Below are 13,034 nucleotides of genomic sequence, written 5' to 3'. Positions count from 1 at the left end.
GGCTTCCTCAGCTCTGGCCGGCGCCGTCGAGCGCCGGATCGTTCATATCGGGCAGGGTGATGACGCCGGTCTGCACGAGCTGGACCTCGCGCACCTCCCGGCCCATCAGGCGGTTGGCAAGACGGGTGAACTCCTCGGCGGAGTCTCCGGTGGCCTCGTAGACGTAGGTGGCGACAGCGTCCGGCGGGGCCAGCAGGTCGCCACGCACGAGCTGCCGGTAGACGTCGCCGGCGGTCGCCTGGTCGCTCGATACCAGGCTGACCCCCTCCCCCATGACGTAGCCGATCGCGCCGCGCAGGAACGGGTAGTGCGTGCACCCCAGCACGAGGGTGTCGACGCCGGCATCCCGAAGGGGGGCGAGATAGTCCTCCGCCACCGCGAGCACCTCCGGGCTCTCGGTCACACCGGCCTCGACGAACTCGACGAACCGCGGGCACGCCGCCGTGAACACCTCCAGTTGCTCGTTCACCTCGAGCATGTCCTGGTAGGCGCGCGATCCGATCGTGCCGACGGTGCCGATCACGCCGACCCGATTGTTGCGGGTGGCGGACACCGCCCGGCGCACGGCCGGACCGATGACCTCGACCACCGGCACGTCGTAGCGTTCGCGCGCATCGCGCAGCAGCGCGGCGGACGCGGTGTTGCAGGCGATCACGAGCATCTTGACCCCCTGATCGACGAGGGCATCGAGGACCTCGAGGCCGAACCGGCGGACCTCGGCGATGGGACGAGGACCATACGGGGAGTGCGCGGTGTCGCCGATGTACACGAGGGATTCGCGAGGCAGCTGATCACGGATGGCTCTGGCCACGGTGAGGCCGCCGACGCCGGAGTCGAAGATCCCGATCGACGCGTCATTCATGATGTCCCAGCCTAGTCCGCCCTCGCGCCCCGCGCCGGGAGGCGCCGTCGCGTCCTGGCGCGTCGGCCCCTCCTCCCAACTCAGGCACAACCGCGCCCCGTACCCCGTGGCGGCGGCCTCCTGGCCGCCGCCACGGTTTGCGCCTGAGTTGGGCAGGGCGGCGAACGGCCACCGCTTGCACCGGCGGGATCTAGGCTGGGCGCATGAGCGTCTCGACAGCCCTCAAGACCGACCAGTACGAGCTGACCATGCTCGAAGCCGCCCTGCGTGACGGCACCGCGAACCGCCCCTGCGTCTTCGAGCTGTTCGCGCGACGCCTCCCCGGCGGGCGGCGGTTCGGAGTGGTGGCCGGCACCGGGCGGTTGCTGTCGCTCGTGCGGGACTTCCGCTTCGGCGACGACGAGCTGCGCTTCCTGCACGACAACCGCATCGTCGGCGCCGAGACACGGGACTTCCTGAAGGACTATCGTTTCCGCGGCAGCATGCGCGGCTACCACGAGGGCGAGCTGTACTTCCCCGGTTCCCCGGTGCTGACGGTCGAGGGCACGTTCGCCGATGCCGTCGTGCTGGAGACCCTGGCCCTGAGCGTTCTCAACCATGACTCCGCCGTCGCGACCGCCGCCAGCCGCATGAGCATCGCTGCCGGGGAACGCCCGCTGGCCGAGATGGGCTCGCGACGCGCCGAGGAAGACGCAGCGATCGCCGCGGCCCGCGCCGCGTACATCGCCGGCTTCACGGCCACGAGCAATCTCGAAGCCGGCCGGCGCTGGGGCATCCCGACCATGGGTACCGCAGCGCACGCGTGGACGCTCCTGCACGACTCGGAGGAGGAGGCCTTCCGCTCGCAGATCGAGGCGCTCGGCACCGGCACCACCCTCCTGGTCGACACCTACGACATCCCCACCGGCGTCGACACCGCGATCCGGGTGGCCGGTCCGGAGCTGGGCGGCGTGCGCATCGACTCCGGCGACCTGCCGATCGTGGCCGCTCAGGTGCGCGAACAGCTCGACGGGCTCGGGGCGAACAACACCCGCATCACCGTCACCAGCGACCTCGACGAATACGCGATCGCATCGCTCGCGGCGTCTCCCGTCGACGCATACGGGGTGGGAACGTCGGTGGTCACCGGTTCCGGTCAGCCGACGGCGGGCATGGTCTACAAGCTCGTCGCCCGCCAGGCGCCGGATGGCTCCTGGGTGAGTGTGGCGAAGGCGTCGACCTCGAAAGCGTCCCAGGGCGGGCGCAAGGTCGCGTTCCGCACGCGCGCGAACGGCGTCGCTGTCGCCGAGCGGATCATCGTCTCCGACGGATTCGAGCCGGTCGCCACGGTCGCCGATCAGCCGGATGCCCGGGCGTTGCAGATCCCGCTCATCGAGCACGGCGACATCGACACCGCTTACGAAGGTGCGCCCGGAACGGCCTCCGCACGCGCACACCACCTGCTCGTGCGTGAGGAGATGCCGGTGCGGGCACTGGCCCTGAGCAAATCCGACCCCGCGATTCCAACCGTCTACGTCGACGCGGGCAGCTGACCGGACCGTACCGGGAGGGCACGAAGCGTTGTGGAGAGCGGCCTACTTCACGAGCGACTCGTAGATCTCCTTGCAGGTCGGGCACACCGGGAACTTCTCGGGGTCACGGCCCGGAGTCCACTTCTTGCCGCACAGCGCACGAACCGGCTTACCGGTGATCGCCGACTCGAGGATCTTCTCCTTCTTCACGTAGTGCGAGAACCGCTCGTGGTCGCCGGGTTCCTGCAACTCCTCCTCGAGCAGCTGCTCGAGCTCGCGGTCGAGGGTCGCGATTCCGCCCTGATCGGGTGCGTCCAACGGAGTGCTCATAGCGCAGAGTCTAACGGCCCGCCGCGGGCGTCGGACCCGCATCACGTGCTGCTGACGAACTCCATCAACGGAGCACGGCGGCGCTGGTAGACCATGCCCCCGATCACGACGCCGGCGATGAGCACGACGATGCCGGTACCGAGCCCCACCCACAGCGACACGGTCGGGGGAACGGCGAGCCCGTACACCGAACGCGCGCCGAGCAGGATGGCCGGCAGGCTCAGAACGATCGCCCCCAGGAGCGTCCCGGCCTGGCCGACGGCGCCGCGCGCCGTCGATCGCTGCGGCTGCTGGAACGGGCTGTCACCGGGGCGGGACACCGCGTACGGGGCAGCTGCCGACGAGATGCTCGACAGGCCGAGTCCGCACAGGAACAGGCTGGCCGTGATCCCGACCATCGCGGGAAGCAGCCGCCACGTGTCGATGATCGACAGTGACAGCGAGAGCGCGACGGCCAGCACCGGGACCGCGACGAGCGTGACGGGGACGAGACGTCCGGCCCGATCGGCGATGCCGCTGGTGCCGCTTGCCGCGTGCAGCCAGAACGCGCTCGAGTCGTAGGCGACGTCGTTGTGCGGCAGCCAGCCGAAGAACAGCGCCATGACGGGCACCGGCAGCAGAGCCGCGACCCCGATGGGCACGCCGGCCACGACGAGGGGCACGGCCGTGAGCACGCCGGCCACGGGCACCACGATCATGTTCACGAGGTAGCGCCGGTCGCGCAGCCAGTACACCAGGCTGCGGGCGGCGATCGCTCCGAACGCGTTGGGCGGCATGATGCCGAACCACCCCAGGCCCTGCCGCTCGCGGATCGTGTCCACCCGCTCCGTGGTGGTGAGCGCGCGCCGCACCAGCCAGGACCACAGCACGAGCAGGGCGGCGACGGTGGCGAGCGCGACGAGCGCCACACCCCAGACACGTCCGGCGTCGCCGGCCATCGCCGCGAAGGGCAGGGCGGACGAAGCCCCCAGCGGAGTGAGCTCCAGCACGGCGGCGGCTGTGAGGACCGATTCCGGCAAGTCTCCGTCCGCGCTGCGCGAGGCGATGAAGACGCCGATCGGCACGGCGATCACGATCACGGCGAGCGCGAACAGCGAGGTCAGCTCCCGCGACCGCCGCGCCGGCAGGAAGATCGCGCCGAACTCCATCCCGATCCGCGCGGCGAGAACCGCGGTGACGAGGGTCATCAGAGCGGAGAGGATGGCGACGGCGAGCGGGGCGCCCAAGGACACCACGGTGGTGACCCCGACCACGAGGACCGCGGCGAGCGCGAGAGTGGGGACGCTGATGAGGCCCGCGAGGGCGAGGATCCACGGCATGCGGCGCTCATCCATGCCGAGGACGGCGAACCGCCGGGGTGCGACGGGGTCGACGGCGCCGGCGACGGGCGGCGCGAGAAGATACCCGAGGAGCACGGCCGCTCCCCCGAGCACGATGACGACCTCCGCGTCTGCGACGTTGCCGTGCGCCAGGGAGCGCTCGCCCACGGCGGTGATGATCGTGAGCGCCAGGACGACGACGAACCCGGTCGCCGCGCGCAGCGCGATACCACGGTCGGCACGCAGCGGGGCCACCATCATGGTCGCCCTCAGTCGGAGAACGAGTGCAGCCACTCCAGCCCCTCCACCTCGCTGCTCGAGCCCGAGAGCTGCACGAACCGTTCTTCCAGGGTCTGCCCCGCGCGCACCGCATCGATGGGTCCGGAGGCGAGCACCTCACCGCCGACGACGATCGCCACCTGCTCGCAGACCCGTTCAACCAGGTCCATGCCGTGACTGGAGAGCACCACCGTGCCACCGTGCGACACATAGGTGCGCAGGATGTCGAGGATCGCAGCGGACGAAGCGGGGTCGACCGATTCGAAGGGCTCGTCGAGCACGAGGAGGCGGGGTGAGTGGATCATCGCTCCGGCGAGCATGATCTTCTTGGTCATGCCGGCCGAGTAGTCCGAGACGGGTCTGCTGAGCGCGCTGGTGAGATCGAAGGCGCGCGCGAGGTCGGTCGCCCGCGCCTCCACGACGTCGGCCGGAAGCGTGCGGAGCAATCCGTAATAGTGCAGCAGCTGCCGTCCGGTGAGGCGGTCGAAGGTGTGCAGCCGATCGGGCAGGACCCCGATCACGCGCTTGGCATCACGCGCACGATCGCCGTGGGTGAGACCGCACACCTGCACTGTCCCGGCATCAGCACGCAGCAGGCCGGCGACGATCGAGAGGAGCGTCGTCTTGCCGGCACCGTTCGGTCCGACGATGCCGTAGAAGATGCCGGCCGGCACCGTGAGATTGATGTCGGAGAGCGCCGCGACGTCGCCGAAAGACTTCGACAGACCGGTGATCTCCACGGCGGTGTCCGCGGCCGCGGCGCCGGCGGACGCGGCGCTCTTCTCGTCGGTGACGACCGGCGGGGCGGCGAGGGAATCCGAGGCGTCCGGCGCGGCAGACGTCTCTCCGTCGCGCGTCGGCTCCTCGTTCCCGTTGGCCTCATCCAGCCCTTCGGTCGTCTCGGCGGGGACCGGTGGCGCAGCGGCTGCGCCACCGGTCGCTGCCTCTGCTCTCCCGGCGGTTTCTGCACGCTCAGTGCTCTCGGAAGCGCTCTCGGAAGCCTCGGTGTCTTCTGCATCCGCGGCGCCCTCGGCCACCTCGGGAACGTCGGCAACGGGGGCGTCTGCGTCTGCGGGCGGCAGCGCGGCGATCTTCTCCTCCGCGGCTGCTGGGGTCACCTCCGCGGTCTCCCGCGGTTCGGAAGCACCCCGCAGCGCGAGGTCGGCGTCCTCGGGATCGGCTGCACCGCTTTGCGTCGTCTCCGGCGCCGCGTCGGGCACGCGGTCTGCTTCGGCCTGCGAACGGGGCTCGGGCTCGGGCTCGGGCTCGGGCTCGGGCTCGGGCTCGGGCTCGGGGGCAGCGTCCGCGGCGACCAGCTCGCCCGTCGCATCAGCAGCCGAGATCTCGGGAACCGAGTCCTCGGTCACGGCCTCCGTGGCGCCGGACGTCTCGGCGTTCGCGGCCGGCAGCGTCTCCTCAGCGCCCGCGGTGACGTTGTCCTCTTCCGCAGCAGCGGTACGCGCGTCGACCGCCGCCTGCGCCTTGGCGGCGCGCACGGCCGCGACCTTCGACGTCGCGGGACGCGGGCGGGGCGACGCCGGTGTCTTCGCCGCCGTCCCCGTGCGGCGGGCGGCCGGGCTCTTCGCCCCCTCGGTGCCGGTCTGGGCAGCAGCCGTGCCGGACTTCGCTGCGCCCGCGCCGGTCTTCGCCGCCGCCGTGCCGGTCTTGGCAGCGGCCGTCCCGGACTTGGCTGCCGCCGTCCCGTTCTTGGCCGCCGCCGTGCCCGTCTTGGCAGCGGCCGTCCCGTTCTTGGCAGCGGCCGTTCCCGTCTTGGCTGCCGCCGTGCCGGACTTGGCAGCGGCTGCTCCGGTCTTGGCGGCAGGCTTCGCAGCCGTGCCGGCTTTCGCGGCGGGTTTCGCGGCCGTCCCGGTCTTCGCCGCCGCCGCGGCACCGCTCTTGGCGGCCGCGGTTCGCGCCGTCGAGGCTGTGGTCGCAGACCCTTTCGCGGTGGTCGTGCGCGCCGCGGCACTCTTGGCGGTGCTGCTCTTGGCCGCACCGGTCTTGGCCGCGGCCGCGCCGCTGGCGGTCGCCTTCTTCGCCGTCGTGCTCCGCGCCGTCGTGCTCCGCGCCGTCGTCGACCGCGGTGTCGTCGTGCGCGGTTTGGCCGGCGCCTTGCGCGGGGCGGGCTGTGCGGCCTCGACGTTCTGGGCGTCGGGGCTCACCTCTTCGGGCTGTTCGGAGGAGGTCGCGGCGGTCACCCCTCAACGCTATCAACAGGGTCGCCAGGCATCCGGCCGAGAGATCTCCCTGGTGACGGGCGTCGCGGACCTCCCTGAACGGAACCCGTGTATCCGATCACGTAACGATAACGGGGCATTCCTCGCCAGGAGCCGTCCAGGTCGTTCTCGCTAGCATGGGGTCGGCACGAGGGTGTGTCTTCTCGATGAACCATCGATGAACTCACGTCAGGAGCAACTTCTGTGACTTTGCAGACCGTCATCCTCGCCGCGGGCATGGGCTCGCGGCTGGGCCGTTCGCTGCCCAAGCCGCTCACCCGCCTCAACGACGGGCGCAGCATCATGCAGCAGCAGCACGACAACATCCGTGCGGCGTTCGGCGACGATGCACGCATCACCTCGGTCGTCGGCTACCGTGCGGAGACGGTCATCGAGGCCTTCCCGCACGTCAACTACGTGCACAACGAGCGTTACGACCAGACCAACACCTCGAAGAGCCTGCTCCGCGCGCTCGCTGCCACCGGCCGCGACGGCGTGCTCTGGATGAACGGCGACGTCGTCTTCGACCCCCGCGTTCTCGGTCGCGCCGTGTCGTTCATCGAACGCGGTCAGTCCTTCGTCACCGTCGACACCGCCAAGGTGAGCGACGAGGAGGTCAAGTACACCATCAGCGCAGAAGGCTACATCGAGCAGCTCTCGAAGATCGTCGTCGGGGGCATCGGCGAGGCCGTCGGCATCAACTACATCTCCCGTGCTCACAAGCGCGCTTTCATGCACCACCTGCAGCGCGTCGACGACCAGGACTACTTCGAGCGCGGTCTCGAGCTCGCCATCGAGCACGACGGCATTCTGGTCGAGCCGATGGACATCTCCGACCTCTACGCCGTCGAGGTCGACTTCGCCGAGGACCTCGAGCGCGCGAATCTCTTCGTCTGACCCCGGCGTTCGCGACGCCGAGGCATCGCGAACCTTCGCACCGTTCTCCACAATCCGGGTGTGAGTGCGGCTTTCCACGGGCGGCCGAGGCAGCGCCTCGACATCCACCGCGCACGTCGGAGGCGCGTCCTATGGTGTCGGCATGCCGAACGCGACCGTGGTCGACCTGCGACCCCTCCCCTACACCGTCCCCTGGCGGGTGCATCGCGTCGACTCTGCCCATCCGGTCCTGCGCAACCAGGGTGCGGAGCGGCTCGACTTCGTGCGCGTGTTCCTCTCGACAGAAGACACCGTCACCACGGTGCTGCACGGACGGGTCGATCCCGGCGAGCAGCGCGAGATCTGTCTGTGCGCGGCCGACCTCGACACCGTCGTGGTCACGGTCGCGTGGTTCCGGCCCAGCGACGGCCTGGAGTACGTCTGGCGGTTCGTCGCCTAGCAGCACAGCGGGAGGGAGCAGCCTCAGGAACACTCAGACCGCGGAGCGGCGGTTCCATTCGTCCCAGCGATCCATGAGCTTCTCGATCGCGGCGTGGAAGCGTGCTGTCGCCGCCCCCGGGGCGGTATCACCGAAATAGTGCGCGACCCAGGTGCCCAGCCGCTGCGCCGCGTCCGGGTCATCGCGCACCCGCTCGACGGCGGTGACCGGATCGTCGGAGGCCGCGAGCCACTCGCATGCCGACAGGTAGCCGTTCTCGTCGACCTCGGCGCGCTCGTCAACGGGCCGCGTGATCAGCAGCGGCTTACCGGCGGCCAGCCGGTCGTAGACCATCGCCGAGATGTCGACGACGGCCACGTCCGCCGCCGCCAGCTGCCAGCCGAGTTCCGGGCGATCATCGTAGACGTGGTGCGCGGTGGGATCCGCGTCGTTCGCGGCGGCGATCGCCGCGATGATGCGCCGGTCGGCGGCACCATACTCCGCGTCGACGACACCGCTGCGCGGGTGGGGGCGATAGATCACGCGGTGGCGCCCGGTGGCCAGCAGCGCAGACACCAGGTTCTCCCCGTGCGTGCGGATCGAGCCGTAGTGCGCCGACGGGCGATCGCCTTCCCAGGTGGGCGCGTACAGCACGGTGACACGGTGGTCCGGCGAAAACGGCAGGGCGCCCGCGTAGTGGTCGGCCTGCGGCCGCCCGATCTCGATCGTCCGGTGCTCGACGTCGTAGTCCCACAGCGCCCGCGACAGCCGCTCACGGGCGGCACGCCCGGCCACGAGAGCGTAGTCGTAGGCCTTGTACTGGTTGGTCGTCATGTACATCTTGTCGGACTCGCCGTGGTTGATGAACACATGCCATTGCCGTCCGTACCGGAACATCTGGAAGTTGCGCGTGTTCTGGTTCACGTAGAGCACGATACGAATGTCGTGCTTCCCGACGTACCTCTCCAGGTCCCGCACCTTCGGCACATAAGCCACGCGCAGCGCGTCGTCGTCGAGCAGCGCTTCAGCCCCCGTCACCGCCCGGGAGAGCACCACGACCGGCCACCGTTCTGAGAGCTCACGCAGCGGCGCGTACCACTGGCGGATCTGATACATGTTCACCGCGCCGTCGGCGAAATAGACCGCGATCCGCGGGTCGGCGACGCCCGCGAGAACCCGCTGTTCGGCGATTCCCTGACGCACCCGCCGGTGCGCGCGACGAGAGTCGACAACGCGCTGGAGCAGTCGGAACGCCTTGCGCACGTCCGATATGGCACCCATCCTCTCAGCCTAGCGACGCCGTCTCCGGCCGTTCCGACGTTCCCGGCGCCCGGCAGCGGATCGAGACCGAATCGAAGCAGAGCGGATGCCGTGGATCCCCCGAGTGGATGCGCCAGGGGAGCGTGAGAGGATCGAGCCGTGTCCGACGCAGACGATCATGCTGGCCCCGGGGTCTCCTTCGTCATGCCCGTCTTGAACGAGCGGGACTATCTCGCCCGGGCCGTCCAGTCCGTTCTGGCGCAAGACGTTCCTGGTCCGCTCGAACTCGTCCTGGCCCTCGGGCCCTCGTCCGACGGCACCACCGAGCTCGCGACGCGGATCGCGGCGGACGACCCACGGGTGCGGATCGTGCACAACCCGGCCGTGCACATCCCGACCGGGCTGAACGCTGCGATCGCCCGCAGCCGGTACGCCACGATCATCCGCGTGGACGCCCACTCCGAGCTCGCGCCCGGTTACGCGCGCCGTGCTCTGGAGACCCTGGAGCGCACCGGAGCGGCGAACGTCGGAGGCGTCATGCACGCCGAGGGCCGCACCCCCTTCCAGCGGGCGGCGGCGTGGGCGTACAACTCCCCCGTCGGGCTCGGCGGGGGCGCCTATCACGGCGGAGGCGCGGAAGGCCCAGCGGAGTCGGCCTATCTCGGCTGCCTGCGCCGGCACGTGCTGGACGAGGTGGGTGGTTTCGACGAGTCGATCCGGCGGGGTGAGGACTGGGAGCTCAACCTGCGCATCCGCAGCGCCGGGCACCGGGTGTGGTTCGACCCGGCCCTGGTCGTCACGTACTGGCCGCGCGAGAGCTGGACGCGTCTGGCACGGCAGTTCCGCGCGACCGGCGCGTGGCGCGGTGAACTCGTCCGGCGCTATGGGCGACGAAACAGCCTGCGCTACTTCGCCCCTCCCCTTCTCGTGGCCGCCCTCGCGATCGCGATCGTGGTCGCGCTGCTGCAGGTCACGGGCGTGGTGACCGGCACCGCGTCGATCCTGGCGAGTATCGCCTCTCTGCCGGTCCTGGCCTACGCACTCCTCGTCGTGGCCGTCGCGCTCACCGCACGCGGTCTCGGAGGCGGGTGGCGAGAGCGGATCTGGCTGGCGGCCGTCCTGCCGACGATGCATCTCTCCTGGGGTCTCGGCTTCCTCGGCGGCCTGCTGCGCGGCGCGCGAGGCACGGTCGATGCATCGCGGCTGGCCACGCGGAACACACCGCTCCCCTGACGCGCAGCGAACTCACTCCGCGTCGACGAAGCCCAGATCCAGGATGCGGTCGACGACGCGCTGCGCTGCACGGCCGTCGTCACGCGCATTGAAGCGGCGGCGCCAGCTGCGATAACGGTCGGCGTAGACGTCTGTGACGCCACCCTCTGCGGCGAGCGCGGCGTGCAGGTCCTCCTGGGTACGCACGAGCGGCCCGGGGGCTTGCTCGGCGAGATCGAAGTAGAAACCCCGCAGCCGGCCGCGATAGTGCTCGAGATCTGGCACGAAGAAGTAGATCGGCCGGCCGGTCACGGTGAAGTCGAACATCACCGAGGAGTAGTCGGTGATGAGCGCATCGGCTGCGAGCAGCAGTTCGGCGGTATCCGGGAAACCGGTCACATCGATCACGCGGGCGCCCACCTGATCGCGGCCGGGGGCGAGCGTGCGCGAGTGCCCGCGCACCAGCACGACGGCGTCAGCAGCCTGGGCGAGGCGCTCCGGGTCGAGGAAGTCCACCATGTCCTCGCGGTCGTCGCGCCAGGTCGGCGCGTAGAGCAGCACGCGCTCCCCCTCGCCGATGCCCAACCGGGTGCGGATGCCCGAGCGGTCCCCCGTGGACAGCAGGTCGTTGCGCGGATAGCCCTCGGTCCAGACCGGTCGTCCGCGGAAGGCGTAGGCCCGCCCCAGGATCCCCGCCGCATAGGGGTTCTGCGCGAGCAGGACATCCCAACGCCGCGACTCGCGCAGCACCGCGGCGATGCGGCGCGGGTGGAAACCCGGGCGGTGCAGCGCGAGCCGTTTGAGCGGGGTGCCGTGCCAGGTCTGCAGCACCTTCTGGCCACGCTTGCGCACGAAACGACGGCGGAGCCATTCGTTGACGACGAGAAGACGCGCATCGCCGCGGGCCCGCCACCATTCCGGTGTGCCCTCGATCACGGCGATCGCTCCGTCCGGCACCGACTCGGACAGATCGTTCACGCTCCAATAGCGTCGCACCGCGGGCGCGCGTGCGGCGAGCTCCCGGTCGATCGCCAGCGGATTGCAGCCCACGTGCACGCCGTAGAAGCTCTCGAAGAACACCGCGTTCTCGGTGCCCCCCTGCTGCACCGCATAACGGCCCTCGAGCGCTGCCTGCGCCTCGGGTGCTTCGAATGCCGGATCGACGGGAGCCGCGATCGCGACATCCGCTCCCGACACCGCGATGCGCAGCCCCGGCAGCACCGTGGGCGGCACGGCGATCTCGGAGAGGTCTGCCCCGTCGATCTCCAGACGATACCCGCCGGTGGGCAGCGGGAGCTCCTGCCCTCCCCACCGGGACAGGTGCAGCGGGAAGCGGGCCTTCCATGTCTTGCCGCCGCCGGTGAGGCGGCCATCGACGCGGGCTCGCGCCCCCACCAGCACGGCGCTCGCCGGGCGCTCCCCGAGGCCCGCGACGATCAGCGTCTCGGCGGACTCGTCGATCAGCGCGCTGGTCATGCTGCTCCCTTCGGGGCGGGCACTCCCCGCGCCCGGATGGCGCGGTAGACCCGTTCGGTGTTGCGCCCGTCTCGGAAGGCGTGCATCACGGCGCTCAGGCTAGCCGACGCCGCCGACCGTTCGGTGAAGACCGCGTCGTCGGTGAGGAGCACCCGCAGCTGGGCGATGGTCTCCGGCCAGTCGCGCGCCGCATCCGGACCGGCGACGTCGCGGAACCGGCCGTAGAAGCCGCGCGTCCTGGCGTAGTCCTCGGGGTCGGGAGCCAGGTACACCACCGGCATCGCGAGCAGGCCCACATCGTATGCGAGCGAGGAGTAGTCGGTGACCAGCACGTCGACGGCCGGCAACGCCGGGGTGATGTCGGCGATCGCATCGGACCCCACCAGCCGAATGCGGTCGGCAGCCACACCGGGTGGCGGGGTGTAGGCGCCGGCCCCGAGGGGATGCGAACGGACCAGCAGGGCTGTGTCGGTCTCCTCGAGCAGGTGTGCGATCGCGGCCCACTCCGACGCCGTGGGCACCGCAGGGTCCGGCGCGCCGTCGCGCCAGGTCGGGGCGTACAGCACGATCCGTGCGGCGTCGGGAAGGGCGTCGACCGCGGCGAGTGCCGCGCGCGCCCATGACCGCCGCTGTGCTGCCGTGCCGGAGGACAGCACGTCCACACGCGGCTCACCGGTCACCACCACGCGGTCGGAGCCGAGCCCGAACGCGGACTCGAGTCGCCCCCTGGCCCGGTGGGACGCCGCCGGCAGCACACGGATGCGGCGCGTGGCACGGGCATAGAGCAGCGCGAGCAGCCCCCCGAGCAGCGCCGAGTGCGGCAAGATCCGGCTCGCGAACATCGCCGGGGAGTCCAGGCCGATGCGCTTGAGGGGAATGCCGTGCCACAGCTGCACGAGGAGTGCCCCGGAGAGGCCGTAGCGGTTGGCGTCTCCGAAGCCGTGGGTGACCACCACCACGCCGGCCCGTGCGGTGGCCCACCATCCGCGCATCGTCGCCTTGGGGATCGTGCGGATGCCGAGGGCGGCCGCGTCACGGCGCTCACGCTCATCACCGGTGAGCCAGACCACATCGTGCCCGGCGCGGACGGCGGTGCGCCAGAGGGCGAGAGCGCCATCGCCGATGCCGGCACCACAACCGATCACCCAGGCGTCACCGCGCGGCACGATCAGCGTGGCCAGACGGCCGAGGGCATAGAGCGGTAGCCGCAGAAGCTGCGCGACATTGCCGGCGCCGAAGGAGAAGGACCCCACT

Annotated in this window: 11 protein-coding genes; 4 read left to right on the top strand and 7 right to left on the bottom strand. The window is 70.7% G+C overall.

The genetic code is table 11. The features are described 5' to 3' along the window. Window positions 1–7 precede the first annotated feature (7 nt). The gene (gene murI, locus AC3RXY_RS10545) at window positions 8–862 is read right to left on the bottom strand and encodes a glutamate racemase (RefSeq protein WP_491510872.1); all 855 of its coding nucleotides are present in this window, start codon (window positions 860–862) and stop codon (window positions 8–10) included. Between the two features lie 203 nt (window positions 863–1,065). Here murI and AC3RXY_RS10540 point away from each other — a divergent pair, with 203 nt between their 5' ends. Beyond that, complete coding sequence (locus AC3RXY_RS10540; protein WP_491510871.1) at window positions 1,066–2,394, top strand: nicotinate phosphoribosyltransferase; 1,329 nt, start codon at window positions 1,066–1,068, stop codon at window positions 2,392–2,394. A 42-nt stretch (window positions 2,395–2,436) separates the two neighbouring features. Here AC3RXY_RS10540 and AC3RXY_RS10535 read toward each other — a convergent pair whose 3' ends face one another. From AC3RXY_RS10535 to AC3RXY_RS10525, 3 genes are read right to left on the bottom strand one after another with little or no spacing between them, the layout of a single operon-like run. Further along, the gene (locus AC3RXY_RS10535) at window positions 2,437–2,703 is read right to left on the bottom strand and encodes a DUF3039 domain-containing protein (protein WP_491510870.1); all 267 of its coding nucleotides are present in this window, start codon (window positions 2,701–2,703) and stop codon (window positions 2,437–2,439) included. A 41-nt stretch (window positions 2,704–2,744) separates the two neighbouring features. Continuing rightward, on the bottom strand, window positions 2,745–4,316 hold the full coding sequence (locus tag AC3RXY_RS10530) for a hypothetical protein (RefSeq protein WP_491510869.1): 1,572 nt from the start codon (window positions 4,314–4,316) through the stop codon (window positions 2,745–2,747). Continuing rightward, a complete protein-coding gene (locus AC3RXY_RS10525; RefSeq protein ID WP_491510868.1) occupies window positions 4,292–6,499 on the bottom strand; it encodes an ABC transporter ATP-binding protein in 2,208 nt (735 codons plus the stop codon). Before AC3RXY_RS10525 ends, AC3RXY_RS10530 begins: the two co-directional genes overlap by 25 nt. 222 nt (window positions 6,500–6,721) lie before the next feature. Between AC3RXY_RS10525 and AC3RXY_RS10520 the strand changes: the two genes are divergently transcribed. Both AC3RXY_RS10520 and AC3RXY_RS10515 read left to right on the top strand, forming a co-directional pair. Beyond that, a complete protein-coding gene (locus AC3RXY_RS10520; RefSeq protein ID WP_491510867.1) occupies window positions 6,722–7,414 on the top strand; it encodes a phosphocholine cytidylyltransferase family protein in 693 nt (230 codons plus the stop codon). A 142-nt stretch (window positions 7,415–7,556) separates the two neighbouring features. Next, complete coding sequence (locus AC3RXY_RS10515; RefSeq protein ID WP_491510866.1) at window positions 7,557–7,853, top strand: hypothetical protein; 297 nt, start codon at window positions 7,557–7,559, stop codon at window positions 7,851–7,853. Between the two features lie 33 nt (window positions 7,854–7,886). On the opposite strand, the gene AC3RXY_RS10510 is transcribed toward AC3RXY_RS10515, so the two are convergent. Next, entirely contained in the window at window positions 7,887–9,113 is a 1,227-nt protein-coding gene (locus AC3RXY_RS10510; protein WP_491510865.1) for a CDP-glycerol glycerophosphotransferase family protein, read from the bottom strand. 183 nt (window positions 9,114–9,296) lie between these two features. On the opposite strand from AC3RXY_RS10510, the gene AC3RXY_RS10505 reads away from it, so the two are divergent. Beyond that, window positions 9,297–10,325, top strand: a complete 1,029-nt coding sequence (locus AC3RXY_RS10505; RefSeq protein ID WP_491510974.1) for a glycosyltransferase family 2 protein — start codon at window positions 9,297–9,299, stop codon at window positions 10,323–10,325. 12 nt (window positions 10,326–10,337) lie between these two features. On the opposite strand, the gene AC3RXY_RS10500 is transcribed toward AC3RXY_RS10505, so the two are convergent. Together AC3RXY_RS10500 and AC3RXY_RS10495 are read right to left on the bottom strand one after the other, a co-directional pair. Beyond that, entirely contained in the window at window positions 10,338–11,780 is a 1,443-nt protein-coding gene (locus AC3RXY_RS10500) for a CDP-glycerol glycerophosphotransferase family protein (protein ID WP_491510864.1), read from the bottom strand. Further along, window positions 11,777–13,033 (bottom strand): CDP-glycerol glycerophosphotransferase family protein, encoded by a 1,257-nt coding sequence (locus tag AC3RXY_RS10495; protein WP_491510863.1) that lies wholly within the window; start codon window positions 13,031–13,033, stop codon window positions 11,777–11,779. The genes AC3RXY_RS10500 and AC3RXY_RS10495 overlap by 4 nt, the downstream gene beginning before the upstream one ends. Window position 13,034 lies beyond the last annotated feature (1 nt).

The organism is Microbacterium longlingense (assembly GCF_058349825.2).
This window is presented reverse-complemented; position numbering and strand designations above follow the sequence as displayed.

Coding starts and splice junctions, on each gene's coding strand:
- murI (WP_491510872.1), bottom strand. CDS start 862: ATGAATGACGCGTCGATCGGGATCTTCGACTCCGGCGTCGGCGGCCTC.
- AC3RXY_RS10540 (WP_491510871.1), top strand. CDS start 1,066: ATGAGCGTCTCGACAGCCCTCAAGACCGACCAGTACGAGCTGACCATG.
- AC3RXY_RS10535 (WP_491510870.1), bottom strand. CDS start 2,703: ATGAGCACTCCGTTGGACGCACCCGATCAGGGCGGAATCGCGACCCTC.
- AC3RXY_RS10515 (WP_491510866.1), top strand. CDS start 7,557: ATGCCGAACGCGACCGTGGTCGACCTGCGACCCCTCCCCTACACCGTC.
- AC3RXY_RS10510 (WP_491510865.1), bottom strand. CDS start 9,113: ATGGGTGCCATATCGGACGTGCGCAAGGCGTTCCGACTGCTCCAGCGC.
- AC3RXY_RS10505 (WP_491510974.1), top strand. CDS start 9,297: ATGCCCGTCTTGAACGAGCGGGACTATCTCGCCCGGGCCGTCCAGTCC.
- AC3RXY_RS10500 (WP_491510864.1), bottom strand. CDS start 11,780: ATGACCAGCGCGCTGATCGACGAGTCCGCCGAGACGCTGATCGTCGCG.